Below are 26,513 nucleotides of genomic sequence, written 5' to 3'. Positions count from 1 at the left end.
TTGCGTCACAACATGATCCTGGATGCCCTCTCTTCATACCCAGACATCGACCCCTGACATCGGAACTACTCGTCTAGGGGCGCGCCGGATCACCGCGCGGACGGCCCGCGATGGTCAGCGAACGGTGCTGAGGGGCGGCCCGCGTCGGTCGCGGTGGGAGGGGCGTCGGCGACGCCGACGCGACCGGAGGCGGCAGGCGCCGTCGTGTGACGGAAGTTGATCGGTCGTCCGTTGTGGCGCACGGCCCGCGCTCCGTAGGCTCGTCCGCGACGGCAGCGCTCCCGGGACGGGTGCTGCCCCGGGCACACATGGGAAAGGACGCCGGTGCTGTACTGGCTGTTGAAGTACGTCCTCCTCGGGCCGCTGCTGAAGCTGATCTTCCGCCCGCAGGTGGAGGGCCTGCACCACGTACCGGCCACCGGCCCGGTCATCCTGGCCAGCAACCACCTCTCGTTCTCCGACTCGATCTTCACCCCGCTGATCACCCCGCGGAAGGTCACCTTCGTCGCCAAGGCCGAGTACTTCACCGGCAAGGGGATCAAGGGCTGGCTGACCAGGATGTTCTTCGTCGGCACCGGCACCATCCCGGTGGACCGCTCCGGCGGCCGCGCGGCCCGGGCCGCGCTGGACACCCAGTTGCAGGTGCTGCGGGCCGGCGGCATCGCCGGCATCTACCCGGAGGGCACCCGCTCGCCGGACGGCCGGCTCTACCGGGGCAAGACCGGGGTGGCCCGGCTCGCCCTGGAAAGCGGCGCGCCGGTGGTCCCGGTGGTGATGCTCAACCTCGACGAGATCCAGCCGCCCGGCAAGCTCGTCCCGAAGCTCAAGCGGGTGCGGATCCGGTTCGGCGCGCCGCTGGACTTCAGCCGCTACCGGGGCCTGTCCGGCGACCGGTTCGTCGAGCGCGCGGTCACCGACGAGATCATGTACGAGCTGATGGAGCTCTCCGGCCGGGAGTACGTCGACATCTACGCGCAGAAGCTCAAGAACCAGCTGGCGGCACCCGCCCGCCGGGAGCCGGTCGCCGCCTGACCCGCCGTCCGGTCCCCCGATCAGGCGGGGGAGGCGAGGCGGAGCAGGCCGGGCGCGGCGTTGCGGTCGGCGAACTCGCGTACCCGGGCCAGCGCGGCGGCCCCGGCGTCCGGGTCCACCTCGGCCAGCGGACCCACCGAGAGCGCGGTCGCGAGGACGTGGTCGGTCTGGTCGGTCATCCGCGCGTAACTGTGCGCCGCCGCGGTGAGCAGGTCGGCGGCGGCGCGGGCGTCGCCGTCCCGCCGGGCCAGCGTCGCGTCGGCGGCCTGCCCGGCGGCCCGCGCCCACGGGGTGACCCGGGGGGAGCGGCGCAGCAGGTCCCGGACGAGTCGGGCCGCGTCCGCGCCGAGCAGCGCGGCGAGGTGGCCGACCGCCGGCACCCACTCGGCGAACGGGATCATCCGGGTCTGCCGCCAGTCCTCGTCCAGTTCGGTGAGCAGCGCCATCGCCTCGTCCCGGCGCCCCTGCACGGCCCGGCAGAGCGCGGCGTGCGCCAGGGTGGAGCGCAGCACCCGGTGGAAGCCGCTGCGGCGGGCGGCCGCGAGCGCCTTCTCCACCAGGTCGGGGCCGGTCGGATCCGGTCCCGCGCCGAGGGCGCGGATCCAGCCGGAGACCGCCACGATGTGCAGGTCCCACTCGGCGGTCGGGCCCAGGGTCGACCCGTCGGCCATCTCCAGCGTCGCCACCCAGTCGCCCGCGTAGTAGGAGCGGGCCCACTGGTCGGCGAAGCTGGTGGCCAGGCCGTGCTCGCCGCCGAGGTCGAGGGAGCGCTGCTCGTCGATCAGCCGGACCGAGCCGGCCAGGTCGCCCTCCTCCTGCAACGCCCAGGCCAGGTTCTGCACCGCCCGGCGGCGGCTGGTCAGCCGCTCCACCCGGCACTGCTCGGTGACCTCGGCCAGCTCCGCGTACGCCTCCTCGATGCCGGCGAGGTAGCGGGCCACCGCGAGGGTGATCCGCGCGTTGGCCCGCGCCTCGTGCAGCCCCAGCCGCTCGGCCAGTTCGGCCGCCGCCTGGGCGGCCGCGCAGGCCAGCTCGGTCTCCGCGTTGAGCATGTGCACCCGGGCCAGTTCGAGCAGCGCGCCGGCCTTCTCCTGGGTGTCCGGCAGGCCGGCGTGCAGGTTGATCGCCCGGTCCAGGCAGCGCAGCGTCTCCGACCGGTCGGCCCGGCTCCAGGCGGCGGTGGCCAGCAGGGTCCACGCCTTCGCGGCGGCCGGCCGGTCGCCCGCCTCGATCAGCCGCTCGGCCAGCCGGGCGAGGGTGCCCGTGCCGCCGCCGACCAGGAACGCGTCGCTGTCCCGGTAGAAGGCCAGCTCGGCGGAGAACAGCTCCAGCGCCGGGTCCGGCCCGCTGTCCACGGCGAGCGCCCGGCCGACCAGCGTGGCGGCGGTCTCCAGCGCGTGCAGTTCGTACGCCCGGCGGGCCGCGCGGTGCAGCGCCGCCCGGGTGGCCGCGGCGTACGGGGCCGGGTCGAGGCCGACCGTGCGGGCGATCTCGTGCGCGGTCCACCGGTGGTTGGCCAGCACCTCGGCCAGGTCGTGCTGCCGGCCGTCGGCGAGCTGCTCCAGCCAGTCGGCGGTGCGCTGGTGCCGCAGCACCCGCTCGGCCCGGGGCAGCCGCTGGTAGCAGACGTCGCGGACCAGGATGTGCCGGAAGCGGTACTCCGGCTGGCCGGGCATGGTCGAGGTGGGCAGCTCGTAGACCATGTCCCGGCGCTGCAACCGGTCCAGCGCCCGCTCCACCCACTCCGCGGGCCGGCCCAGCGCCACGGCCACCGGGCCGGGCCAGAACTGCACGCCGACCACCGAGGCGGCCTGGAGCACCGCCCGGTCGGCCGGGTCGAGCAGGTCGAGCCGGTTGGCGATGACCGCCTGCACCGTGCGGGGCATCCCGGGCCCGCCGGCCGGGTCGAGCCGCCCGGCGTTGGCCGCCGGGTCGACCAGGCCGCCGTCGAGCAGCATCCGGGCGTACTCCTGGGCGTAGAGCGGGTTGCCGTCGGCGAACTCGATGAGCGGCTCGCGGGCCTCGACCGGCAGCGTGGCCTGCCCGAGCAGCAGCGAGTAGAGGGTGTCGATGTCGGTGTCGTGCATCGGCGGCACCGAGATCGACATCGCGCCGCTGATCGTGCCGGTCCAAACCGGGTGCCGCTCGCGCAGCTCGGGCCGGGCGGTCGCGACGATCAGCAGCGGCACCCCCCGGGCCGCCGCGCCGAGCTGCTCCACGAAGGACAGCATCGCCGCGTCCGCCCAGTGCATGTCCTCGAAGACGAGCACCGTCGGCTCGGTCGCGGCCAGGGTGAGCAGGAAGCGCCGCCAGGCGGTCTCGGTCTCGACCGGGGTGAGCCGCTCCCCGGGTACGCCCAGCAGCGGGCCGAGCGCCTCGGCGAGCCGGACCGCGTGCGGATCGGCCAGCCGGCCCAGCCGCTGCCGCAGCCGCTCGCGCAACGCCGCCGTGTCGTCGCTGTCCGGCAGGCCCACCCAGCCTTTCACGATGTCCGCGAGCGCCGCGTAGGTCACGTTCTCGCCGAACGGCGGGCACTGCCCGACCAGCCAGGTGACCCGGGCGCCGGGCAGGTTGGCGGCGTGCCGGGCCAGCTCGCGCAGCAGTCGGCTCTTGCCCACTCCGGCCGGGCCGAACACGGTGACCAGCTGCGAGGTGCGTTCGGTGACGGTGCGGTGCAGGGCGCTGACCAGCAGGCCGCGTTCGTGGTCGCGGTCGACCATCGGGGTCAGCTCGGCGGTGTGCGGCCCCCGGCGGGGCCGGGCCCGCTCCGCCAGCCAGATCCGGCTGACCGTGGACCGCCCGCGCAGGGTCACCGGGGGCTGGTCGACGTACTCCATCTCGTGCCGGGTCGCCGCCCAGGTGCTCTCGTCGACCACGACACAACCCGGCGGGGCCAGCCCCTGCAACCGGGAGGCGGTGTTGACCACGTCGCCGGTGACGAACGCCTGCCCGCCGTCGCGGGTCGCGGAGAGGTCGACCAGCGCCTCGCCGGTGGCGATGCCGACCCGGAACCGCAGCGGGTGCGGCCCGGCCGGCTGCCGGGCCAGGTTGCGCTGGAGTTCCAGCCCGGCGCGGACGCAGCGCAGCGCGTCGTTGTCGGTCGCCACCGGCGCCCCGAACAGCGCCATCACCGCGTCGCCGATGTACTTCTCGACCACCCCGCCGTACTGGTGCACCAGCCGCCGGACGGTGGCGAAGTAGGCCTGTTGCAGGCCGCGGGCCTGCTCCGGGTCGGCCTGCTCGGCGTACGTGGTGAAGTCGACGATGTCGATGAAGAGCACGCTGACCTGGCGGCGGTCCTCCTGCACCGCCACCACGTGGTCGCGCAGCGGGTCGCCGCAGTTGGTGCAGAAGTTGGCCTCGGCGCTGTTGGCGTGGCCGCAGTCGGCACAGGTCCTGGACAGCGGCCGCCCGCACCCGCCACAGAAACGGTCGTCCGGCCCGGCTGCCCGGGAGCAGTGTCCACAGGTGAGGTCGATGTCCAGCTCCGTACGCGAGAGAGCCCAGTATCCCGCCCGGCCGAGCAGTCGGGTACCCGACGTGCGGGCGGCCCTTACCGCTGACCGGTCGGGGCTAGTCTCTCGTACCAGACAAGATTCGCCGCAGGGAGAGTGCCGTGCAGGTGCGACTGTCCGCCCTCTGGACCGATCCGGGTGGAACGGTGTGGGGTCCGGGCGACACGGTCGACGTCGACGCGGTCACTCTCGCCGAACTGGAGGAGCAGGGCATGGTAGAGCAGCCCGAGGGCCAGACCGCTGGCTCGGAGACCACCACGACCACGACCACGACCACCAAGCCCAAGGAGACCGATCCCAGCAAGATCGGCCCGGGGCCGGGCGCGCCGCCCGCGGACGACACCGACAAGTGACCCACGGTGCGGGCGGCGGGCGACCGTCGCCCGCCCGCGCGGGCGTACCCGGAAAGGGGCGCCGGCCGGGGTCAGCGCTCGCTCATGCCGGCGCGACGCCGCAGCGCCGCCACGTCGGTGACCACGATCCGCCGGCCCTCGGTGCGCAGCCAGCCGCGGCTGGCGAACGACCCGATCGCCTGGTTGACGCTCTGCCGGGAGCCGCCGGCCATCTCGGCGAGCTGGCTCTGGTTGAGCTCGATGGTGATCATCGGGGCCTGGCTCTCGCCGGCCAGCCGGACCAGCGTCTTGGCCACCCGGCCGGGCAGGTCCAGGAAGACGTGGTCGGCGTTCTGCTCGGTCAGCCGGCGGATCAGCCCGCCGAGCGAGCGCATCACCGCGTCGAGGATGCGCGGATTCGAGTGCACCAGTTCCATGAACGCGCCGCGGGAGAGCGCGAGCGCGGCGCAGTCCTCGATGGCCTCGGCGGAGGCCGAGCGGGTGGAGGCGTCCAGCAGGGAGACCTCGCCGAGCACGTCCGGCGGCCGGATCACCGACAGCACCGCGCGCTCCCCGGTCGGCGCGGTGCGGAACACCGCCACCGCGCCGCGACGCAGCACGATCAGCGACTCGCCGGGGTCGTTCTCCACGAAGAGCAGCTGACCCTTGCGGTACGTCCGCGGCACCGCCGCGGCGATCACCCGCTGGCGCACCTCGGGCTCGAGCCCGGCGAACATCTCCACACCCGTGAGCGCGTCACCCGGCTCCGGCAGGCGCATCTCCACGGCCGACCCCTCCCCGGTCATGGACCACAACTCGCTCACCGGGTGAACCTGACGGGCCCCTGACAAGGTGAACTGACACCGGGTTCGGCGTCCGGTAGCGGTACACATCAGATCATGACGGCCATGTCGCTTGCTGTACACCCCTCGACGCACTTCCGTGACAGTCCCCGGCGGCGCCGGACCGGGTCGTCAGGTGCGGCTCCGCGCCCCGGCGGGCCACCCGCCGGCCGGGCGGCGACGGGCGTGGGCGAGGATGACCGGGATGGTCTACCGCTACTTCTACGACTGCGAGTTCATCGAGGACGGCCGGATCGTCGACCTGGTGTCGATCGGCGTCGTCGACGAGTACGGCCGCGAGTTCTACGCGGTCTCCACCGAGTTCGACGACTCCCGGGCCGTGCCCTGGGTGCGCCGCAACGTGCTGGACAAGCTCCCCTCACCGGCCGACCGGGCCTGGCGCTCGCGGGAGCGGATCCGCGACGAGCTCTACGACTTCCTGGTGGAGCCGATCCGGGACCGCGCGGGCGAGCAGTTGGAGCTCTGGGCCTGGTACGCCGCGTACGACCACGTGGTGCTGGCGCAGCTGTGGGGGGCGATGCCGGCGCTGCCCCGGGAGATCCCCCGGTTCACCAAGGAGCTGCGCCAGCTCTGGGACGACCGGGGCCGGCCACCCCTGCCGGAGGCCGCGGCGGCCCGGCACGACGCGCTGGTCGACGCCCGGCACAACCTGGCCCGCTGGCGGGCGATGACCGGGTCGTAGGGCGGCCGGCCCGGGCGCGGTGCCGGCCGCGGACCCCGGGACTATCGCGAGGTCAGCTACCGACCGGTAGCCGGACCGGCCCCGGGGTGCGGTGTCGCCGCCCCTCCCGCGGCGACTACAGTTCGCACTGACGGCCCGCCCCGGGCCGGCAACGGCGCCGATGGTCTGATCCGACACATATCCTGGGGCATATCGGGCTTCACCTGATGCTCCCAGGAGGATGAGCAGATCATGCGTATCGGCGTGCTCACCGGCGGCGGCGACTGCCCGGGTCTGAACGCGGTCATCCGGGCGGTGGTCCGCAAGGGCGTCGCCAGCTACGGCCACGAGTTCGTGGGGTTCCGGGACGGCTGGAAGGGCCCGCTGGAGGGCCTGTCCCGCCCGCTGGGCATCGCGGAGGTCCGCGGCATCCTGCCGCGCGGCGGCACCATCCTCGGTTCGTCCCGGACCAACCCGTTCAAGATCGAGAACGGGGTCGAGCGGATCAAGGACAACCTCGCCGCCCAGGGCGTCGACGCGCTGATCGCGATCGGCGGCGAGGACACCCTCGGCGTGGCCACCAAGCTGCACGAGCTCGGGGTCAACGTGGTCGGCGTGCCGAAGACCATCGACAACGACCTCGGCGCCACCGACTACACCTTCGGCTTCGACACCGCGGTCAACATCGCGATGGAGGCGATCGACCGGCTGCACACCACCGCCGAGAGCCACCACCGCACCCTGGTGGTCGAGGTGATGGGCCGGCACGCCGGCTGGATCGCCCTGCACGCCGGCCTGGCCGGCGGCGCCAACGTCATCCTGCTGCCCGAGCGGCAGTTCGACGTCGACCAGGTCGCCGGCTACGTCGAGAAGCGCTTCCAGCACCAGTACGCCCCGATCGTCGTGGTCGCCGAGGGCGCCCAGCCGCTGGACGGCCAGATGGTGCTGCACAACCAGGAGCTGGACGCGTTCGGGCACGTCCGGCTGGGTGGCATCGGCCAGTGGCTGGCCGAGCAGCTGGAGGCGAAGACCGGCAAGGAGGCGCGCACCGTCGTGCTGGGCCACATCCAGCGCGGTGGCACGCCGACCGCCTTCGACCGGGTGCTGGCCACCCGGCTCGGCCTGCAGGCGATCGACGCGGCGCACGAGGGCGACTGGGGCAAGATGGTCGCCATGCAGAGCACGGACATCGTCCGGGTGCCGCTGGCCGAGGCCACCCGGGAGCTGAAGACCGTGCCGCTGGAGCGGTACGCCGAGGCCGAGGTCTTCTTCGGCAGCTGAACCGAGCGGCGGCGGCGCGGCGGGTCACCCGGCCCACCGCGCCGCCGGCCACGGCAGGAGGGGGTACGCGGTGCACACGGTCGCCGTCATCGGCGCCGGCAAGATCGGTGAGTTGATGCTCTCCGGCCTGCTGCGCTCGGGCTGGCCGGTCGACCGGCTGCTGGCCACCGCCCGCCGCCCGGCCCGGGCCGAGGAGCTGACCGCCCGCTACGGGGTACGGGTGGTCGACAACCTCACCGCGGTCGACGAGGCGGAGGTGCTCGCCGTCTCGGTCAAGCCGCAGGACGCGGCGGCGCTGCTCGACGAGATCGGGCCCAAGGTGCCCGCCGACAAGCTGTTGATCTCGCTCTGCGCCGGCCTGCCGACCAGCTTCTTCAACCGCCGGCTGCCCGAGGGCACCCCGGTGGTGCGGGTGATGACCAACACCCCGGCCCTGGTCGACGAGGCGATGACCGCCATCTCCGCCGGCGCGCACGCCACCGGGACGCACCTGGCGCTGGCCGAGGAGATGTTCAAGCCGCTGGGCGCGACGATCCGGGTGCCCGAGTCGCAGCAGGACGCGGTCACCGCGCTCTCCGGCTCCGGCCCGGCGTACTTCTACCTGCTGGTCGAGGCGATGATCGACGCCGGCATCCTGCTCGGGCTGCCCCGACAGGTGGCACACGAACTGATCGTGCAGACCGCGATCGGCTCCGCGGTGATGCTGCGCGATTCCGGCGAACACCCGGTGAAGCTGCGCGAGGCGGTCACCTCGCCGGCCGGCACCACCATCTCCGCGGTGCGCGAGCTGGAGAAGCACGGCGTACGCGCGGCGCTGCTCGCCGCGCTCGAGGCGGCCAGGGACCGGGCCCGGGAACTGGCCGACCAGGCCGACTGACCGGCGGGGTCGGTCAGCCGGACTGCAGGGCCAGCTCCTCGACACCGCGCGCCCGCTCGGCCGGCTGCTGGGCGGGGACCCGGGCGAACCGCGTCCAGGCGGCGATCACCTGCACGGCGGCGTGCCACGGGGCCGGGTCGCCGTCGTCGGCCGGCTCGGCGGGCCGGGTCACCGCGACGCCCCAGTGCCGCAGCCGCTCCAGGCTCTCCAGGAAGGCGGGGTGCCGGGCGAGCGCCGGCTCCGGGGCCGGCACCGCGACGACCGGCAGGCCGACCGAGGTCGCCTCGTTGAGCAGCCGCAGGGCCAGGCCGTCGTTCAGCCCGTACGCCCACTTGTTGACCAGGTCGAAGCTGGCCGGCGCGACCGCGTACGCGTCGGCCGGCGGCAGCGGGTGCAGCGTCTCGGCCTGCTCGTCGTCGCGGACCGGATGCCGGGTGAGGTCGGCGAGGGCGGCCAGGTCGACCGACTCGACGGCGGCCGGGGTGGCGATGGCGTGGACCTGCCAACCCAGCTCCTGGCAGCCGGTGACGAACGGGGCGAGCTCGGCGACGGGCTCGGCGTGGCAGACGACGAGGTGCAGGACGGGCGATCGTAGCTTCCCGGGCATGGCGCTCCTATCGGCATGGGTGTCCCGCGCGCCAGTCGTGGCGGCGTGCCGCCGGGGGCCGGCGGGACGGCGATCGTCCGGTCACCGGCGATCTCGCCGATCGATTGGCGGCCGGAGGTCCGTGTGGGTCCCGAGGCCGAGGGTAGCGAGCCGGCCGCCGACGTGAGTCGCTTTCCAGCGAACTCGCTGGATCGACGCGGAACGGCGCCGGGCTGATCAACCGATCAGCCCGGCGCCGCCGCCGGAAACGTCCTCAGTAGAGCAGGTACGGGGCCCGCTGCCGCTCGAAGGCGGCCAGTTCGCCGGCCCAGGCGCCGACCACGTCGTCCACGTCGGCGCCCGCGTCGATCATCGTGCGCAGCCGGGGCGAGCCGGTCAGCTTGTCGATCCAGTACGGCCGGACGGTGTCCCAGGAGTCCCGCCGCCAGGCGAAGGCCGGGTACTTGTGCGCCTCGACCAGCATCGCCACCGCGGTGCGGATCGGGTCGTACACCGCCCGGTCGACGACCTTCACCTCGACGCCGGCGCAGAGCTTGTTGAGTAGCGCCGGCTTCTGCCCGGCGGAGGTCGGTGTGAAGTACGCCTCGCGGAACTCCACCCCCGGCAGGTCGCGCGCGTTGAGCCGGTCGGACCAGTGGTAGTCGAAGTCGGTGGCCAGGCCGCCGATCAGTTCGAACGGCCGGCAGGTGCCGCGACCCTCGGTGATCGAGGCGACGCCCTCGAACATCCCGGTGCCCGGGTAGACCAGCGCGGTGTCCGGAGTGGGCATGTTCGGGCTGGGCATCACCCACGGCAGGTCGGTGTCGGCGGCGAGCCTGTCGCGCTTCCAGTGTCGACACTCGACCACGTGCAGGTCGACCTGGCGGCCCGCCTCGGCCGGCAGGAACTCGGTGTTGAAGAACCGGGCCAGCTCGCCGACGGTCATGCCGTGCTGTTGGACGATCTCCTTGAGGCCGACCCCGGAGGTGTAGGGGGTGGTCATCATCGGCCCGTACGCCCGGCCGCCGATCGGGTTCGGCCGGTCCAGCACGACGTACCGCTTGCTGACCCGCGCGGCGGCCATCATCGAGGTGTACATCGTCCAGATGTAGGTGTAGAAGCGGGAGCCCACGTCCTGGATGTCGAAGACGACGGTGTCGACGCCGGCCTGGGAGAACATGGTCTCCCACTTGGCCAGCGAGGCCCCGTACGCGTCGTAGACCGTGATCCCGGTGCGCGCGTCGACGCCGGTGCCCTCGCTGCCGCCGGCCTGCGCCGAGCCGCGGAAGCCGTGCTCGGGGCCGAACGCGGCGGCCAACCCGACCGCGTCGGAGGCGTGCATCAGGTCGACCAGGTGCCGGTAGGAACCGTCCACACCGGTCGGATTGGAGATCACGCCGACCCGCTGGCCGGCGAGTTCGGCGAAGCCGGAGCGGACGAGCACGTCCAGACCGGTCTCCACGCGGCGGATGCCGGGCACTGCGCTGCCGGGTGAGCCGGGGGCCGCCGCCGCGACCGCTCCCGCGGTCACCGCACCCGCACCGGCCAGGAACTTTCTACGCTCCACGGTCGACCTCCCGTCGGTTTCGTTGAAACTTAACTACACATCAATGGCCCGTCAAGGAAGGTTAGCTACAGAAGGCCGGGCGCCGGGCGCGGACGCCCCGGCGCCGCGCCGGAGTGGCCCATACTGGCCCGGTGTTCACACTCGCCCAGGCCCGACACCTGGTGGCCACCCTGCGCCCGCGCGTCGACGAGCTGATCCGGCTCCGCGCCGACCTCGCCGAGATCCGCGCCGACCTGGCCCGGGACGGGGTGAGCCCGCTCGGCGGGCGGGCCGAGGTCAAGGGGCTGGAGGCGCGGCTGCACGCGGTGCTGGACGAGCTGCACCAGCACGACATCCAGGTGAAGGGGATCGCCCCGGTGCTGCTCGACTTCCCCGGCGAGCGCGACGGTCGGCCGGTGCTCTGGTGCTGGTTGGAGGGGGACCCGGACGTGCGCTGGTACCACCGGGTGGAGTGCGGCTTCGCCGGCCGCCGACCGGTCTGACCACCCCGGAGGGCTGCTCGCCGAGCGCGGCCGGCTGGCCCACGGGCACCCGTCAGGTCGCGGGCAGCGTGCGGGTGAGCAGGTGGGCCCGGCGCATCCGGCCGTCGGGCGCGAACTGCCCGAAGAAGTGCACCTCCACGGCGAGGGCACGCTTGCGGTCCCGCACGTGCAGCGTGTACCGGGCGGCGAGGCGGTCGCCGTCGGCCACCGCCTCGTGCACCTCGAACCGGCAGCTGGGCCGGTTCTTGCGCACCGGGCGGGTGTGCGCGACGAGCCGCTCCCGGTCGATCCGGTGGCCGTCGGCGACCTGGACGACGTCCGGCGTGTGGAAGCGGTCGACGATCGCGCCCGCGTCCTCGTCGCCGGCGAGCAGCGCGTCGGTGAAGGAGGTGAAGAAGTCCGCGATGAATCCCGCCGGGTCGGTGGCGTGGAATGGTCTCATCGTGCTCCCCGTCCCGCTGCGGCTATCTCTTACACGATGTAAGATATGGGTGCGAGAAGAACTTTGGCAAGGTGTAAGAGATGACCTCCTTCCCGGCCCGGAACCGCCGTGCCGACGCCCGCCGCAGCCGGGCCGCCATCCTGGATGCCGCCGTCCAACTCCTCAACGACCAGCCCGACGCGAGCGTCGAAGCCGTCGCCACCGCCGCCGGCGTGACCCGGCAGACCGTCTACGCCCACTTCCCCTCCCGGGAGCAGTTGCTCAGGGCCGCCCTCGACCGGGTCACCGAGGAGGCGGTGGCCGCCATGGACGCCGCCGACCCGGACGCCGGGCCGGCCGCGGCGGCGCTGCTGCGGGTCCTCGACGCCAGCGCCCGCGCGGCCGGGCGGTACCGGGTCCTCCTGCAGAAGATCAGTTCGTTCCCGGTGGGCGCGCCGGAGGACCACGCGCGGCATGCCCCGGTCGCCGACCGCCTGGCGCGGGTGATCCGGCGCGGCCAGGCGTCCGGCGAGTTCGACGACCGGCTCACCCCCGACTGGCTGGTCGCCGTCACGATCAAACTCGGTCATGCGGCGAGCGAGGAGGTCGACGCCGGCCGGCTGTCGGAGGCGGCGGCCCGCGCGGCGCTGCACACCAGTCTGCTCCGCGTGTTCGGCGCGTCCGCCGTGGCCACGGGGGGCGATCCCGCTCAGCCGGCGGGGGAGCCGGGCAGCGGGACGCCGCTCGACTCGGCCACCGCGAAGACCACCAGGTTGTCGCGATAGTGGCCGGTGCGCCGGTCGAACGCGCCCCCGCAGGTGACCAGGCGCAGTTCGGGGCCGGGCGTCGGGCCGTACACGGCGGCCGTGGGGAAGCGCTCCTTGCCCGCGCGCACCGCCCCGGTGACCCGGAACGACACCACCCGGGCGCCGCGCCACACCTGCACCCGGTCGCCCGGACGCAGCTCGCCGAGCCGGGCGAAGACCGCCGGCCCGGCCGTGGAGTCGAGGTGCCCGGCGATCACCGCCGGGCCCGGGTCGCCGGGGGTCGGGCCCGCGCTGTACCAGCCGGCGGTGTCGAAATCGGACGGCGCGGCCAGCGCGCCTCGCGCGTCCAGCCCGAGCACGGTGAGGCGGGAGTCGACCCCGATCCGGGGCACGCGCACCCGGGTGGGCGGGCCCGCGGGCGCGGCGTCGGCGGGCGCGGCGTCGGGGTGCGCGGGGTCGGCGGCGGCCGGCGGGCAGTCCGTCGCGCAGCCCGGCCGCCAGCTGCCCATCGGCGGCGCGGGCGCGGCGGACCCGCCGAGAGCCGGCCCGACCCCGGCCGCCAGGCAGAGGGCCGCGCCGGCCGCGACCAGCACCGCCGGCCGGATCCGCCGGTCGCGGTGCCGCCGGATCGCCGGCCCGGGCCCGCCGGTCACCAGGTGGTACGCCGCCGCCGGCGCAGCAGCACCAGCCCCGCACCGGCGAGCGCGGCGCCGGCCAACCCGAGCAGCGGGTACGCCGACCGCTCCCGCTCCGCCACGCCGCCGGCGCCGGTGTCCACGCCACCGGCCGGCACGACCGAGCCGCCCCGGGCGTCCTGGCGCAGCTCGGTGGTGAGCCCGCCCCGCTCGGCGTCGAGCACCAGGAGCGAGTAGACCGCGCCGGCGGTCAGGTCGACCTCGGTCTCGGTGGTCGGGCCGGCGGTGCCGCCGAGGCGCAGCCGCCACCGGCCCGGCTCCAGCTCGTGGTAGTCGGTCGTGGTGGCGAACGGCACCCCCTCGGCGATCCGGGGCCCGTTCGCGGCCGCCACGTCGAGCACCGGGGCGCGTACCGAGGCCTGCACGACCCGCAGCTTGGCCCGGCCGGGCGGCGGCGCGCTCAGGTCGTCGTGCAGCACCCGCAGCCCCAGGTCGGCGTGGCGCCCCACCCCGGCCACCGTGTAGGCGGCGCCGCTGCTCACCGCCACCTCCGTGGTCAGCACCGGCGGTTCGTCGGCCGGCGCGCCCGCCGTGCGCATGGCGACCGCGTACCGCCCGGCCGGCAGCGGGAGGTACTGCGACACCACCCCGTAACCGACGGCCGGGAAGACCTGCGGCTCCCGCCGGTCGGGAGCGGCCAGGTAGACGTCCACCGCCGGGGTGTCGGGGGAGAGGTGCGCCAGCCGGACGTACCCGACGGTCGCCGCGCCGGCGGGGGCCGGCCCGGCGGTGGTGGTCACGAGCCCGGCGCCGAGCAGGAGCGCCCCGGCTCCGGCGAGCAGGCGCAGCGGCGCGGTACGGAGCAGGGCCATGTCGCCTCCGGTGGGTCCGGTGAACGGGATGCGTCGGGTAGAGGGTCCCGTTAGCGGGACTGCGACGCAAACGTGGCGTCGCCGACACGCCGGGATTCCGTCCGGTCACCCTGCGTCCGCGACCGTCGGACGATGGACGGCCGGCGGAAAGCGCCACCGTCGGGGGATCCGGCGGCAGGATCTTTCCAACATCGATATTTAGTGATATCTATCTCCCACCGATCCTCCTACCCTCGGAGTGCGACGTGCGGAGATCCCGTCTGGCAACCCTCGCCCTGAGCCTGGTCACCACCCTGGCCGCCACCCTCACCCTCGCGGTCGGCCCCGCCCAGGCCGCCCCCGCCGACCACTACGTCGCCCTCGGCGACTCCTACTCCTCCGGCGTGGGCGCCGGCAGCTACACCGCCGAGAGCGGGTCCTGCCAGCGCAGCACCAACGCCTACCCGGCGCTCTACGCCGCCGCCGTGCGGCCGGCGTCGTACCGCTCGGTCGCCTGCTCGGGCGCCACCACCGGCAGCGTGATCAACACCCAGCTCGGCTCGCTCAGCTCGACCACCACGCTGGTCAGCGTCACGGTCGGCGGCAACGACGTCGGCTTCGCCAACATCATGACCACCTGCGTGCTCTACGGCACCACCGAGTGCGTCGCCGCCGTGCAGGCGGCCGAGGACAAGGCCCGTGCCGACCTGCCCACCCTGTTGCGCAACGTCTACACCGGAATCCGCAACCGGGCGCCCTCGGCCCGCGTGGTGGTCGTCGGCTACCCGGTCTTCTACCAGCTCGGCACGGTCTGCGTCGGGCTCAGCGCCACCTCGCGTGCGAAGATCAACGAGGGCATCAACCTGGTGGACGACATCACCCGCAGCGCCGCCCAGGCGGCCGGGTTCACCTTCGCCGACGTCCGGTCCCAGTTCGTCGGCCACCAGTTGTGCAGCTACGGGGAGAAGTGGCTGCACGCGTTGAACTTCGCCAACCTCGGCATCTCCTACCATCCCACCGCGGCCGGCCAGTCCGGCGGCTACTACCCGGTCTTCCGTTCCGCCGCCGACTGATCCCCGCCGGCCCGTGGGGCGTGACCGGACCGGTCACGCCCCACGCGCTTCACGTCGTCCAGCTCCGCCGCCCGCCGGCCCGGGTCCGCTGCCAACCGAGCGAGGCGGGCGCGAGCGGGAGCCGGGTCAGGCCGGCAGCACCTTCTCGATCGCGGCCCGCAGGTCGGCGGCGTCCGGGGTCACCGTCGGGGCGAACCGGGCGGCGACCGTGCCGTCCGGCGCGACGAGGAACTTCTCGAAGTTCCACCGCACGTCGCCGGTGTGCCCGTCGGCGTCGGGCGTGGACACCAGCGCCGCGTAGAGCGGGTGCCGGTCCGGGCCGTTGACGTCGACCTTCTCGGTCAGCGGGAAGGTCACCCCGTAGTTGACCTGGCAGAACTCGCTGATCTCGGCGGCGCTGCCGGGTTCCTGGCCGGCGAACTGGTTGCACGGCACGCCCAGCACCACCAGGCCACGGCCGGCGTACTCCCGGTGCAGCGCTTCGAGGCCGGCGTACTGCGGGGTGAGGCCGCAGCGGGAGGCGACGTTGACCACCAGCAGGGCCCGGCCGCGGTAGCGGGCGAGGTCGGCCGGGCCGCCGTCGAGGGCGTTGATCGGGGTGTCGAAGACGGTCATGCGCCGAGGCTACGCGCCCGCCGTCCGCGGCGCGTCGACCGCCCGACCTGCGCGCCGTGCACCCTCCGGCGCGCCTCCCGTCGCGGTGCGACGACGCGCTGCGCCGCCGTGCCGGACGTCGTCGTCGACGACGGCCCGCAGGGCGGCAGAAATCGAAACATGGACATCTTGACGAAGTGATGACGTCGTGAGTAGCGTCTCACCAATCATTTTGGAAAGTTTCCTAACTGTTTGGGGAGACGCCACATGAAGAGATCGCTCCGCCGGGCCCTCTGGGCCGGCGCCGTGGTCGCGGTCACCGTCGCCACGGTGCCGATGGCCTCGGCGTTCGGCGCCGGCACCGTCACCACCACGTTCACCAAGGTGCAGGACTGGGGGACCGGTCACGAGACGAAGGTGACGATCACCAACGGCTCGGACGCCTCGGTCAGCACCTGGCGTATCGAGTTCGACCTGCCCTCGGGCACGAGCATCAGCAGCTCGTGGGACGCGGACGTCACCCGCACCGGCGACCACTACGTCGCCGTGAAGAAGAGCTGGGCCGGCCCGCTCGCCCCCGGCGCCGCCTTCAGCTGGGGTTACAACGGCACCGGCCCGTACCGGGCCCCGCTGAACTGCACCATCAACGGCGCCCCGTGCGGTGGCGGCGCGCCGCCCACCACCACCGCGCCGCCCACCACCACCCCGCCGACGACCACCCCGCCGACCACCACGCCCCCGACCACCACGCCGCCGACCACCACCCCGCCGGACCCGGGCGGCCGTAAGGTCGTCGGCTACTTCGCCCAGTGGGGCGTCTACGCCCGCAACTACCACGTCAAGAACATCCACACCAGCGGCTCGGCCGCCAAGCTGACCCACATCCTGTACGCCTTCGGCAACACCACCGGCGGCCGCTGCACGATCGGGGACAGCTACGCCGACTACGAGAAGGCGTACACCGCGGCGGACAGCGTCGACGGCGTCGCCGACACCTGGGACCAGCCGCTGCGCGGCAGCTTCAACCAGCTGCGCAAGCTCAAGAAGATGTACCCGCACCTGCGGGTGATCTGGTCCTTCGGCGGGTGGACCTGGTCCGGCGGCTTCACCCAGGCCGCGCAGAACCCGGCCGCGTTCGCCGAGAGCTGCTACAAGCTGGTCGAGGACCCGCGCTGGTCGGACGTCTTCGACGGCATCGACGTCGACTGGGAGTACCCGAACGCCTGCGGTCTCACCTGCGACTCCAGCGGCCCGAACGCGTTCAAGAACGTGGTGGGCGCGCTGCGCTCGCGGTTCGGCTCGTCGGCGCTGGTCACCGCGGCGATCACCGCGGACGGCAGCACCGGCGGCAAGATCGACGCCACCGACTACGCGGGCGGCGCGACCCACCTCAACTGGATCATGCCGATGACGTACGACTACTTCGGCGCCTTCAACGCGCAGGGCCCGACCGCCCCGCACTCCCCGCTCTACTCCTACCCCGGCATCCCGCAGCAGGGCTTCTGGTCCGACGCGGCGATCCAGAAGCTCAAGAGCAAGGGCATCCCGGCGAACAAGCTGCTGCTGGGCGTCGGCTTCTACGGCCGGGGCTGGACCGGGGTGACCCAGAGCGCGCCGGGCGGCACCGCCACCGGCCCCGCCCCGGGCACCTACGAACAGGGCATCGAGGACTACAAGGTGCTCAAGAACAGCTGCCCGGCGACCGGCACCGTCGGCGGCACCGCGTACGCCAAGTGCGGCAGCAACTGGTGGAGCTACGACACCCCGTCCACCATCAACGGCAAGATGACGTACGCGAAGAACCAGGGCCTCGGTGGCGCGTTCTTCTGGGAGCTCTCCGGTGACACCGGCAACGGCGAGCTCATCGGCGCCATCAAGGGCGGTCTCGGCTAGGCCGGAGGCCGACGCACCACCCACACGGCGGGGAGGGACCACGCACCGGTCCCTCCCCGCCCGGGTGCGCGCCGGGCCGGCCCCGGGTCAGCCCGCCGCACGGGTGGCCCGCTCCCGGTGCTCGCCCGGGGAGAGGCCGTACGCGGCGCGGAAGGCCCGGCTGAAGTGGGCCGGGTCGCGGAAGCCCCAGCGCCGGCCGATCTCCCGCACCGGCACGTGCCGCAGCCGGCGGTCGGTGAGGTCCCGCCGGCAGCGCTCCAGCCGGCGGGTGCGGATCAGGGCCGCGACCGTGGTCTGCGTGCCCTCGAAGAGCCGGTGCAGCGACCGCGTCGAGAGGTGGTGCGCCGCGGCCACCGTCGCTGGGCTCAGCGTGGGATCGTCCAGCTGCCGCAGCACGAACGCCTCGATCCGGCTCCGCAGGCCGGCCTCGCGGACTTCGACGGGCAGCACGTCCTCGGCCGCCAGGCGGGCGGCCAGCGTGCCGGAGATCAGGTCCAGGGCGACGGTGTCGAGGCGGGCGGCGTCGGCCGCCGCGTACTGCTCGGGGTGGTCGACGACCTGCCGGAGGAACTGGGCCAGCAGCGCGCCCATCCCCTCCGTCGCGGGGATGGGCGCGACGAACAGCTCGCTGACCCGGGCGGCGGGAATCGGCAGGGCGGCGTGCGGCACGAGCGCCGTCATCGTCAGCACCGGTCCGCCGGCGGGCGGGTCGGGCCGGTGCGACGAGGCGTGCGGGCGGACGGTGTCGACGAAGGCGAAGGCGTACGGGTCGAGCGGGCCCTCGCGCCGCTCCTGCGTCACGGCGCCGCGCCCGGACAGGGGCAGGGCGAGCTGGTACAGCTCGGGGTCGGTGCTGCGGATCATCGGCGCCGTCCGGCGCAGCTCCAGCGACGGGTACCGCCAGGCGGAGAGCTTGACCACGCCGAGATCGATCACCCGCGCGGAGGCGGTGAAGTCGCCGGAGTGGGCGCTGCTGATGGCGGCGGCGACGGACTCCCGGGCGACCAGGTCGTGCCAGAAGTCGAACCGCTCGGCCGGGGGCAGGTGCGCCGTGTCGACCGATGCCAGGGGGAGAATGTCGCCTCACCTCCTGCCGCCCGGGGGCGGCGGTCGCCGCCCATGCCCAGGGGAGATTAGTCGGCCGTGCCGCGCCCTGCTGTGGGCCGTCGCCCGGCCCGTGCCGCGCGGCGTGCCGGCGCGGTTCGGCATGCCCGGCGTCGATGTGACAGACTCGCGCCTCGATGGCCCGTCGACGGAGGTGGCGATGCGCGTGACGCACCGGAGGCTGGCGGCGACCGCCGCCGTGCTCGCGACCCTGCCGTTCGCCCTGCTCGGCTGCGGTCTGGGCAAGGACGACGACCCGGCGACCAAGCCGGGGCGGGCGCCCGCCGAGGAGGCGAGCGCGCGGGCCCGGGAGCGGGTGCAGGCGTACCTCGACGCGATGACCGCCAAGGACGTGGCCGCCGGGCGCAGCCAGTTCTGCGCGACCGCGCACGAGAGCTTCGACACTGCCGCCACCGGCCCGAACGGCGACTTCGCCGACCACTTCCAGGTGCCGCAGGCCGAGATCACCGACATCCGGCCCGGCCCGCGCGGGCAGGAGGTCAGCACCTCCGTCTCGATCACCGTGGGCTTCCGCAAGGCCACCCGCCCGCTGCTGTTCACGGTCACCCGCAACGGCGCCGACTGGTGCATCGCCGGCGAGGAGCCGGGCGGGCACACTCCGGCCCCGGCCGTCACGCCCTGACCTGCGCCTGCCGGTGAGACGCCTCTCACCAGCCGGAACCGTGCCCCTCGCCGGTCGGCGGCCCGGGCGGTCGCCGTACGCTTTCTGGCATGCGCCATGAGTGGCATCAGCTGAGCCATCCCGCCGTGGGCAGCCCCGGCCTGCAGACCAGCCGTCCGACCGTCGACTCCGCCGAGGACGCGGCCCTCGGCCTGGACCGCTGGCGGGAGCTGCCCCGGGCGCAGACCCCGCCCTGGCCGGACCCGGCCCAGGTCGCCGAGGTCTGCACGGTGCTCGACACCGTCCCCTCGGTGGTGGCGCCCTACGAGGTCGACCAGCTGCGGCAGCGGCTCGCGCTGGTCTGCGAGGGCAAGGCGTTCCTGCTCCAGGGCGGCGACTGCGCGGAGACCTTCGCCGACAACACCGAGAGCCACCTGCTGGCCAACGCCCGCACCCTGCTCCAGATGGCGATCGTGCTCACCTACGGCGCGTCGCTGCCGGTGGTCAAGGTGGCCCGCGTCGCCGGGCAGTACACCAAGCCGCGCTCGCTGCCGACCGACGCCCGCGGCCTGCCGGCCTACCGGGGCGACATGATCAACTCGCTGGAGGCCACGCCGGAGGCCCGGGTCGCCGACCCGCAGCGCATGATCCGGGCGTACGCGAACTCGGCGGCCGCGATGAACATGCTCCGCGCGTACCTGGCCGGCGGGCTGGCCGACCTGCACGCGGTGCACGACTGGAACAAGGGCTTCGTCAAGAACTCCCCGGCCGGCGAGCGCTACGAGGCGATCGCCCGGGAGATCGACCGGGCGCTGGCCTTCATCCGGGCCTGCGGGATGACCGACGACGAGGCGCTGCGCACGGTCACCCTCTACTGCTCGCACGAGGCCCTCGCCCTGGAGTACGACCGGGCGCTGACCCGGGTTTCCGACCGCCGGGCGTACGGGCTCTCCGGGCACTTCCTCTGGATCGGCGAGCGCACCCGCCAGATCGACGGCGCGCACATCGACTTCATCTCCCGCATCGCCAACCCGATCGGGGTCAAGCTCGGCCCGACCACCACCCCGGACGAGGCGATCGAGCTCTGCGAGAAGCTCAACCCGGACAATGTCCCCGGCCGGCTCACCCTGATCAGCCGGATGGGCAACCACCGGGTCCGCGACGCCCTGCCGCCGATCGTCTCCAAGGTCACCGCGGCGGGCGCCAAGGTGGTCTGGCAGTGCGACCCGATGCACGGCAACACGCACGAGTCGTCCAACGGCTACAAGACCCGGCATTTCGACCGCATCGTCGACGAGGTGCTGGGCTACTTCGAGGTGCACCGGGGCCTGGACACCCACCCCGGTGGCCTGCACGTCGAACTCACCGGCGAGGACGTCACCGAGTGCCTCGGCGGCGCCCAGGGCATCGAGGACCTCGACCTGCCCGACCGGTACGAAACCGCCTGCGACCCTCGGCTGAACACCCAGCAGTCGTTGGAGCTGGCCTTCCTGGTGGCGGAGATGCTCCGTGGCTGACGCGAGGAGTGAGCTGGCGAGCCCCGCAGTCGGCAGCCGAAAGGATTACCGTGGCTGACAGTCTGATCGACTTGCGTTCGGACACCGTCACCCGGCCCACCGCCGGGATGCGGGAGGCGATGGCCACCGCCGAGGTCGGCGACGACGTCTACGGCGAGGACCCGACGGTCAACGCGCTGGAGGCCGAGGTCGCCGCGCTCTTCGGGCACGAGGCGGCGCTGTTCGCGCCGACCGGCTCGATGGCCAACCAGATCGCCCTGCAACTGCTGGTGCCACCGGCCAACGAGCTGCTCTGCGACGCCGACGCGCACGTGGTCACCTACGAGATCGGCGCGGCGGCCGCGTACGGCGGCATCTCCTCGCGGACCTGGCCGGCGGTCGGCGCGGACATCGCCCCCGACGTGGTCGCCGGCATGATCCGCCCGGACGGCTACTGGGCGGTGCCCACCCGGGCCATCGCCGTGGAGCAGACCCACAACCGGGGCGGGGGCGGTGTGATCCCGCTGGACACCCTGCGGGAACTGCGCCGGATCGCCGACGCCGCGCAGGTGGCGCTGCACTGCGACGGCGCCCGGATCTGGCACGCGCACGTCGCCGACGGCGTGCCGCTGACCGAGTACGGCGGGCTCTTCGACACCCTGTCGGTCTGCCTCTCCAAGGGTCTCGGCGCGCCGGTCGGCTCGCTGGTCGTGGGCAGCGCCGAGAAGATCGAGCGGGCCCGGTTCATCCGCAAGCGGATGGGCGGCGGCATGCGGCAGGCCGGCATCCTGGCCGCCGCCGGCCGGTACGCCCTCGCGCACCACGTGGACCGGCTCGCCGAGGACCACGCCAAGGCGGCCCGGCTGGCCGAGGCGATCGCCCCGTTCGGGGTGCTCGCCACCACGGTGCGCACCAACGTGGTGCCGCTCGACCTGACCAAGGCGCCGCTGGACGCGCCCGCGCTCGCCGCGGCCGCCCGCGCCGAGGGCGTGCTGGTCTCGGTGCTCGGGCCGGGTACCGCCCGCCTGGTCACCCACATGGACGTCGACGACGCCGGCATCGACCGCGCCATCGCCGCCCTCACCACCATCCTCCGCACCTGACCCCGGGGCCCCACTGGCGTTGATCATGGAGTTTGTGTCACCGGACGCGTCGATCCTGACGCCAACTTCATGATCAACCCGCCGTGCGCGGGTGCGCCGGGGGGTCAGGGGTGGAGGCGGTTGAGGGTGGCGATGTCGGCGGCGTGGCCGACGTGCTTCTCGGTCGGGGTCTCCACCACGACCGGGACGCCGGCGGTGGCGGGGTGCCGCATGAGCTCGGCGAACGCGGGCTCGCCGATGGTGCCCTTGCCGATGTTCTCGTGCCGGTCCCGGGTCGAGCCGCACAGGTCCTTCGAGTCGTTGGCGTGCACCAGCCGCAGCCGGTCGGCCCCGACCGTCGCCACCAGGGTGTCCAGCGTCGCGGTCATGCCGCCCTCGGCAGCCAGGTCGTGCCCGGCCGCCCAGGCGTGGCAGGTGTCGAAGCAGACCCCGAGCCGGGGGTGCCGGTCGACGGCGTCGAGGTAGGGCCCCAGGTGCTCCACCCGGGAGGCGAGCGACCGCCCGCCACCCGCGCTCGGCTCCACCAGCAGCATCGGCCCGCCCTCGGCGGCGGTGTCCAGCAGCGGCAGCAGCACCTCGCGGACCTGCCGCATCGCCGCCTCGGCGTGCCCGGCGTCCACCGCGCTGCCAGCGTGGAACACCACCCCGCGGGCGCCGATCGCGGTGCCCCGGCGCAGCGCGTGGGCCAGCGTCTGCGCCGACCGCTCGACCGTGGCGGCGGTCGGCGAGCCGAGGTTCACCAGCAACGAGGCGTGGATGAAGACCGGTACGCCCCGCTCGGCGCAGCCGTCGCGGAACAGCGCGTCCTGGGCCGGGTCGCCCGCCGGCAGCGCCCAGCCCCGGGAGTTGGAGACGTAGACCTGCACGACCTCGGAGCCGGCGGCGTCCAGGTAGGGCAGGGCCGCCTTCGCCAGGCCGCCGGAGGTGGGCGTGTGCGAACCCACCCGCCGGCGCCCGTCGGGATGCGCCGCGGTCATCACAGGCACCCGAGGGTGACCTGGGTGCCCGGCGGCACCTGGCTGTTCTCGCCCGGGTTCTGGTAGCGGACGATGCCGTTCGGGTTGAACTGCACCGCGACCGGGAAGCCCTGGCTCTCCAGCAGCTGCTTGGCCTGCGGGCAGGGCAGGTCGACGACCCGGGGCACGACCGTCAGCGGCGGGCCCTTGCTGACGTCCAGCTTGACCTGGGTGCCCTTCTCCACGCCGGTGCCGTCGGCCGGACTCTGCCCGAGGACCTCGTCCCGGGGCTTGTCGGAGTCCTTGTAGGTCTCGACCGGCACCAGGCCGAGCTTGGTCAGGGCCGCCCGGGCGTCGGTGAGGCTCTTGCCGACCAGGTTCGGCACCGAGACCGGGGCCCGGCCCTTGCTCAGCACGAGCGTGACCTTGTCGCCCGGCTTGACCTCCGTGCCCACCTTCGGGTTGGTGTCGATGACCACCCCGGCCGGCAGGTTGTCGTCGTAGCGCGACGCGCCCTTGACCGCGACCAGCTTGGCGTTGGTCAGATCCGCCTCGGCCAGCTCGAAGGCCTTGCCGACCACATCCGGCACCGGGAGCCGCTCCGGACCCAGCGAGAGGGTGAGCGTGATCGTCCCGCCCTTGACGATCCGGCTGGCCGAGACCGGATCCTGCCCGAGCACGGCGTCCTTCGGGACCTGCTCGTCGTAGCGGGGCTCGGCGTAGACCAGGGTGAAGCCGGCGCGGGCGGCCTGCGCCTCCGCGTCGGCCTTGCTCAGGCTCACCAGCTGCGGGGCGACCGTGTACCGGCCCACCCCGAACCACCAGCCGCTCAGGGCGGCGACCAGGCCGAGCACCACCACGGCCGCGGCGACGGCCTGCCGGCCCCGGCGGTCGCCCATCACCCGGGCGCGCAGCGCCATCAGCCGGGACCAGAGGTCGGGCCCGTCCTCCGGGGCGGCCCGACGCCGGCCGGCGCGGGAACCGCCGTCGTCGGGCAGCCGCGCCCAGGACGGCCGCTCGGCCGGCCGGACCGCCGCGACCACCATGGTCGGCTGGGCCACCGGCGGCGCGTCGGTCACCCGGCGCAGCACGGCGGTCCGCGTGTTGGCGTTGCCCAGGTCGTCCCGGGCCACCTGCACCTCGGCCAGCAGGGCGCCGGCGTCGGTCGGCCGGGCGCCCGGGTCGCGCCGGGTGGCCCGGGCGACCAGGTCGTCGAGGACCTTCGGCAGGCCGGGCACCAGCGTCGACGGTGCCGGCACGTCCCGGTCGACGTGCTGCCAGGCGACCTCCACCGGGCGGTCGCCGTCGTACGGGACCCGGCCGGTGAGCATCTCGAACAGCACGATGCCGGCCGAGTAGACGTCGGTGCGCGGGTCGGCGTGCCCCTCGGTGACCAGCTCCGGCGCGACGTACGCCACGGTCGCCATCAGCTGGTTGCCGTTCTCGTCGTCGGCGCTCGCCTCGACCGCCCGGGCCAGCCCGAAGTCGGCCACCTTGACGACGCCGTCGACCAGGTTCGCCATCCCGCCGGTCGGTGCCTCGGCGACCAGCACGTTCTCCGGCTTGACGTCCCGGTGCACCAGCCCGGCCCGGTGCGCGGCGGCGATCGCGGCGAGCATCTGCTCGAAGATCGCCAGCGCCTCGTCGGGGTTGAGCCGGCGCCGCTCGGCGAGCACGTCACGCAGGGTGCGGCCACGGACGTACTCCATGACCAGGTAGGGCAGCCCGGCGTGGGTGCCCTGGTCGTAGACCGCCACCACGTTGGGGTGGGTCAGCCGGGCGATGGTCTTCGCCTCGTCGGTGAACCGCTCGAGGAACCCGGCCAGGCGGGCCCGCGCCTCCGGGGCCTGGGTCGGATGAATGATCTTGACCGCCACGGTGCGCTCGAGGCGCTCGTCGGTGGCGGTGTACACGGTCGCCATGCCGCCACGGGCCACGCGACCGCGAATGCGGTAGCGCCCGTCGATCAGCGAGCCCAGCAACGTGTCGGCGACCTGTGTGTCCATCGGCAGGGAGTCTATGTGTCGGGAGGGTGAAGGTTGAACAGGATGCTACAGATGGGGGTCCACCACAACCGTCCCGCCGCGCGCCACCTGCGGATACGGCCCTCTCGGGGTGCCGTTGGCCCGAGCCGCGGCAGGACATGGCAGGGTGGTCGGGTGACCGACTCCGTACCCGCCGACCGGGCCGTGCCCGGCCCCGAACTCGCCGGTCCGGCCGACCCGGCCGACTGGCTGACCCTGCCGGACGTCGCCGAGCGCCTCGACGTGTCGATCAGCAAGGTGCACCAGATGATCCGGGACCGGGAGCTGATCGCGGTCCGCCGCGACGGCGTGCGCCGGATCCCGGCGGACCTGGTGGCCAACCGTACGGTGCTCAAGCACCTGCCCGGCGTGCTCAACCTGCTGGCCGACGCCGGCTACGACGACGAGGCCGCGCTGCGCTGGCTCTACCAGCCCGACGACACCCTCCCCGGCGCCACCCCGGCCGCCGCCCTCGCCGGCGACCAGGCCCGCGAGGTCAAACGCCGCGCCCAAGCCCTCGGCTTCTAACCCCACCCCCACCCCCACCCCCCGCCTCGCCCCCGGCCCCGCCTCGCCCGTTGATCATGAGGTTGGCGGCGCGGCACCGGACATTTCGCACCGCTAACCTCATGATCAACCGGGTGGGGCGGGGTGGGTGGCCGGGGACGGCGGGTGGGGGTGGGGTGGGTTAGTCGGCGCGGCGGGTGGCGGCGATGGCGAGGTCGACCAGGGCCTGGCGGGCCTCGGTGTCGAGGTCGACCGTGGTCAGCGCGGCCAGTGCGGTGTCGGTGAGGGTGACGATCCGCTGCTCGGTACGGGCCAGCGCGCCGCTCGCGGTGATCAGCTCGCGGAGCCGGGTCACCCCCGCCTCGTCCAGTTCCGGGTCGCCCAGCCGGCCCAGCAGCAGCTCGCGGCCCGCCTCGTCGGTCGCCTCCAGGGCGGCGGCCACCAGGTAGGTGCGCTTGCCCTCGCGCAGGTCGTCCCCGGCCGGTTTGCCGGTCTGGGCCGGGTCGCCGAAGACCCCGAGCACGTCGTCGCGGAGCTGGAACGCCTCGCCCAGCGGCAGCCCGTACGCCGAGTACGCCGTCCGCACGTCCGCCGACGCGTCGGCCAGCGCCGCCCCGAGCAGCAGGGGCCGCTCGACCGTGTACTTCGCCGACTTGTACCGGGCGACCTTGCCGGCCCGCTCCACCGAGGTGTCCCCGGTGGCCTGGGTCAGCACGTCGAGGTACTGCCCGACGGTCACCTCGGTGCGCATCTCGTCGAAGACCGGCCGGGCCCGGGCCACCGTGCCCGGCTCCAGCCCCGTCGAGTGCAGCAGCTCGTCGGACCAGACCAGGCACAGGTCGCCGAGCAGGATCGCCGCCGCGTCGCCGAAACCGTCGGCGTCGCCGCGCCAGCCGGCGGCCCGGTGCCGGGTCGCGAAGCGGCGGTGCACCGCCGGCTCGCCGCGGCGGGTGTCCGAGCGGTCCATCAGGTCGTCGTGGATCAGGGCGCTGGCCTGGACGAACTCCAGTGCCGCCAGGGCGGTCACCACCTGGTCGGAGTCCCCCCCGCCGGCGCCGCGGTAGCCCCAGTAGGCGAAGGCCGGCCGCAGCCGCTTGCCGCCGCCGAGGACGAACGCCTCGATCGACTCGGCGACCGGGGCCAGGGCGTCGTCGACCGCGGTCATCCAGGTGCGTTGGGAGGCCAGGAACTCGGCCAGCGCCTTGTCGATCCGTTGGCGCAGCCCGGCGCGGTCGACCGGGGAGACAGGAGCAGCGTGGGTCACGCCCCGA

The 26,513-nt window shown here is 74.0% G+C and carries 25 protein-coding genes; 13 read left to right on the top strand and 12 right to left on the bottom strand.

The annotated features are described in order from the left end of the window. Positions 1 to 324 precede the first annotated feature (324 nt). On the top strand, positions 325 to 1,032 hold the full coding sequence (locus AC1WTP_RS17495; RefSeq protein WP_481650317.1) for a lysophospholipid acyltransferase family protein: 708 nt from the start codon (positions 325 to 327) through the stop codon (positions 1,030 to 1,032). 20 nt (positions 1,033 to 1,052) lie between these two features. Here AC1WTP_RS17495 and AC1WTP_RS17490 read toward each other — a convergent pair whose 3' ends face one another. Next, complete coding sequence (locus tag AC1WTP_RS17490; RefSeq protein ID WP_481650328.1) at positions 1,053 to 4,511, bottom strand: ATP-binding protein; 3,459 nt, start codon at positions 4,509 to 4,511, stop codon at positions 1,053 to 1,055. Positions 4,512 to 4,648: 137 nt separating this feature from the next. Between AC1WTP_RS17490 and AC1WTP_RS17485 the strand changes: the two genes are divergently transcribed. After that, a complete protein-coding gene (locus tag AC1WTP_RS17485; RefSeq protein WP_481650316.1) occupies positions 4,649 to 4,900 on the top strand; it encodes a hypothetical protein in 252 nt (83 codons plus the stop codon). A gap of 71 nt (positions 4,901 to 4,971) precedes the next feature. Here the strand turns inward: AC1WTP_RS17485 and AC1WTP_RS17480 are convergent, their stop codons facing one another. Further along, a complete protein-coding gene (locus tag AC1WTP_RS17480; protein WP_088997507.1) occupies positions 4,972 to 5,664 on the bottom strand; it encodes a Crp/Fnr family transcriptional regulator in 693 nt (230 codons plus the stop codon). A gap of 262 nt (positions 5,665 to 5,926) precedes the next feature. On the opposite strand from AC1WTP_RS17480, the gene AC1WTP_RS17475 reads away from it, so the two are divergent. From AC1WTP_RS17475 to proC, 3 genes are all read left to right on the top strand, one after another. Next, positions 5,927 to 6,424, top strand: coding sequence for a polyadenylate-specific 3'-exoribonuclease AS (locus AC1WTP_RS17475; protein WP_481650327.1), 498 nt, complete (start codon positions 5,927 to 5,929; stop codon positions 6,422 to 6,424). Positions 6,425 to 6,655: 231 nt separating this feature from the next. Then, positions 6,656 to 7,684, top strand: a complete 1,029-nt coding sequence (locus AC1WTP_RS17470) for a 6-phosphofructokinase (protein WP_447140348.1) — start codon at positions 6,656 to 6,658, stop codon at positions 7,682 to 7,684. Between the two features lie 70 nt (positions 7,685 to 7,754). Further along, a complete protein-coding gene (gene proC, locus AC1WTP_RS17465) occupies positions 7,755 to 8,561 on the top strand; it encodes a pyrroline-5-carboxylate reductase (RefSeq protein ID WP_481650315.1) in 807 nt (268 codons plus the stop codon). Between the two features lie 13 nt (positions 8,562 to 8,574). Here proC and AC1WTP_RS17460 read toward each other — a convergent pair whose 3' ends face one another. Both AC1WTP_RS17460 and AC1WTP_RS17455 read right to left on the bottom strand, forming a co-directional pair. Continuing rightward, the gene (locus AC1WTP_RS17460; protein ID WP_481650314.1) at positions 8,575 to 9,168 is read right to left on the bottom strand and encodes a flavoprotein; all 594 of its coding nucleotides are present in this window, start codon (positions 9,166 to 9,168) and stop codon (positions 8,575 to 8,577) included. A 253-nt stretch (positions 9,169 to 9,421) separates the two neighbouring features. Next, entirely contained in the window at positions 9,422 to 10,714 is a 1,293-nt protein-coding gene (locus AC1WTP_RS17455; protein ID WP_481650313.1) for an exo-beta-N-acetylmuramidase NamZ family protein, read from the bottom strand. A 131-nt stretch (positions 10,715 to 10,845) separates the two neighbouring features. Here AC1WTP_RS17455 and AC1WTP_RS17450 point away from each other — a divergent pair, with 131 nt between their 5' ends. Further along, positions 10,846 to 11,196: a DUF2203 family protein gene (locus AC1WTP_RS17450; protein ID WP_481650312.1), complete on the top strand. Its 351-nt coding sequence runs from the start codon at positions 10,846 to 10,848 to the stop codon at positions 11,194 to 11,196. Positions 11,197 to 11,248: 52 nt separating this feature from the next. Here AC1WTP_RS17450 and AC1WTP_RS17445 read toward each other — a convergent pair whose 3' ends face one another. After that, entirely contained in the window at positions 11,249 to 11,638 is a 390-nt protein-coding gene (locus AC1WTP_RS17445) for a nuclear transport factor 2 family protein (protein ID WP_481650311.1), read from the bottom strand. Between the two features lie 80 nt (positions 11,639 to 11,718). Here AC1WTP_RS17445 and AC1WTP_RS17440 point away from each other — a divergent pair, with 80 nt between their 5' ends. Continuing rightward, positions 11,719 to 12,402, top strand: a complete 684-nt coding sequence (locus AC1WTP_RS17440; protein ID WP_481650310.1) for a TetR/AcrR family transcriptional regulator — start codon at positions 11,719 to 11,721, stop codon at positions 12,400 to 12,402. On the opposite strand, the gene AC1WTP_RS17435 is transcribed toward AC1WTP_RS17440, so the two are convergent. Together AC1WTP_RS17435 and AC1WTP_RS17430 are read right to left on the bottom strand one after the other, a co-directional pair. After that, positions 12,327 to 13,037 (bottom strand): class F sortase, encoded by a 711-nt coding sequence (locus tag AC1WTP_RS17435; protein WP_481650309.1) that lies wholly within the window; start codon positions 13,035 to 13,037, stop codon positions 12,327 to 12,329. The two genes, AC1WTP_RS17440 and AC1WTP_RS17435, sit on opposite strands and share 76 nt — an antisense overlap. Then, the gene (locus AC1WTP_RS17430; RefSeq protein ID WP_481650308.1) at positions 13,034 to 13,891 is read right to left on the bottom strand and encodes a DUF4397 domain-containing protein; all 858 of its coding nucleotides are present in this window, start codon (positions 13,889 to 13,891) and stop codon (positions 13,034 to 13,036) included. The genes AC1WTP_RS17435 and AC1WTP_RS17430 overlap by 4 nt, the downstream gene beginning before the upstream one ends. Before the next feature lie 245 nt (positions 13,892 to 14,136). Here AC1WTP_RS17430 and AC1WTP_RS17425 point away from each other — a divergent pair, with 245 nt between their 5' ends. Further along, a complete protein-coding gene (locus AC1WTP_RS17425; protein ID WP_481650307.1) occupies positions 14,137 to 14,943 on the top strand; it encodes an SGNH/GDSL hydrolase family protein in 807 nt (268 codons plus the stop codon). A gap of 126 nt (positions 14,944 to 15,069) precedes the next feature. Here AC1WTP_RS17425 and AC1WTP_RS17420 read toward each other — a convergent pair whose 3' ends face one another. Further along, entirely contained in the window at positions 15,070 to 15,558 is a 489-nt protein-coding gene (locus AC1WTP_RS17420; protein ID WP_481650306.1) for a glutathione peroxidase, read from the bottom strand. A 246-nt stretch (positions 15,559 to 15,804) separates the two neighbouring features. On the opposite strand from AC1WTP_RS17420, the gene AC1WTP_RS17415 reads away from it, so the two are divergent. Next, positions 15,805 to 17,430 (top strand): glycosyl hydrolase family 18 protein, encoded by a 1,626-nt coding sequence (locus AC1WTP_RS17415; RefSeq protein ID WP_481650305.1) that lies wholly within the window; start codon positions 15,805 to 15,807, stop codon positions 17,428 to 17,430. Positions 17,431 to 17,517: 87 nt separating this feature from the next. On the opposite strand, the gene AC1WTP_RS17410 is transcribed toward AC1WTP_RS17415, so the two are convergent. Next, entirely contained in the window at positions 17,518 to 18,438 is a 921-nt protein-coding gene (locus tag AC1WTP_RS17410) for a helix-turn-helix domain-containing protein (RefSeq protein WP_481650326.1), read from the bottom strand. 256 nt (positions 18,439 to 18,694) lie between these two features. On the opposite strand from AC1WTP_RS17410, the gene AC1WTP_RS17405 reads away from it, so the two are divergent. The 3 genes from AC1WTP_RS17405 to AC1WTP_RS17395 all read left to right on the top strand — a co-directional run bounded on the left by AC1WTP_RS17405 (position 18,695) and on the right by AC1WTP_RS17395 (position 21,755). Continuing rightward, entirely contained in the window at positions 18,695 to 19,177 is a 483-nt protein-coding gene (locus AC1WTP_RS17405; protein WP_481650304.1) for a hypothetical protein, read from the top strand. Positions 19,178 to 19,266: 89 nt separating this feature from the next. Beyond that, entirely contained in the window at positions 19,267 to 20,673 is a 1,407-nt protein-coding gene (locus AC1WTP_RS17400; RefSeq protein WP_481650303.1) for a class II 3-deoxy-7-phosphoheptulonate synthase, read from the top strand. Between the two features lie 50 nt (positions 20,674 to 20,723). Beyond that, positions 20,724 to 21,755, top strand: a complete 1,032-nt coding sequence (locus AC1WTP_RS17395; RefSeq protein ID WP_481650302.1) for a threonine aldolase family protein — start codon at positions 20,724 to 20,726, stop codon at positions 21,753 to 21,755. Positions 21,756 to 21,859: 104 nt separating this feature from the next. Here the strand turns inward: AC1WTP_RS17395 and AC1WTP_RS17390 are convergent, their stop codons facing one another. Further along, positions 21,860 to 22,732 carry a deoxyribonuclease IV gene (locus tag AC1WTP_RS17390; RefSeq protein ID WP_481650301.1) on the bottom strand — a complete coding sequence of 291 codons (873 nt, stop codon included), beginning with the start codon at positions 22,730 to 22,732 and terminating at the stop codon, positions 21,860 to 21,862. Beyond that, on the bottom strand, positions 22,732 to 24,717 hold the full coding sequence (pknB, locus tag AC1WTP_RS17385; RefSeq protein ID WP_481650300.1) for a Stk1 family PASTA domain-containing Ser/Thr kinase: 1,986 nt from the start codon (positions 24,715 to 24,717) through the stop codon (positions 22,732 to 22,734). The genes AC1WTP_RS17390 and pknB overlap by 1 nt, the downstream gene beginning before the upstream one ends. Positions 24,718 to 24,870: 153 nt before the next feature. On the opposite strand from pknB, the gene AC1WTP_RS17380 reads away from it, so the two are divergent. Beyond that, on the top strand, positions 24,871 to 25,263 hold the full coding sequence (locus AC1WTP_RS17380; protein ID WP_447140332.1) for an Rv2175c family DNA-binding protein: 393 nt from the start codon (positions 24,871 to 24,873) through the stop codon (positions 25,261 to 25,263). 160 nt (positions 25,264 to 25,423) lie between these two features. Here AC1WTP_RS17380 and AC1WTP_RS17375 read toward each other — a convergent pair whose 3' ends face one another. Beyond that, complete coding sequence (locus tag AC1WTP_RS17375) at positions 25,424 to 26,506, bottom strand: polyprenyl synthetase family protein (protein WP_481650299.1); 1,083 nt, start codon at positions 26,504 to 26,506, stop codon at positions 25,424 to 25,426. Positions 26,507 to 26,513: the final 7 nt, after the last annotated feature.

The sequence above is a fragment of the Micromonospora sp. R311 genome, from assembly GCF_056780015.1.
The sequence above is the reverse complement of the archived record's forward strand: the minus strand, read 5'-3'. Positions and strand labels throughout refer to the sequence as shown.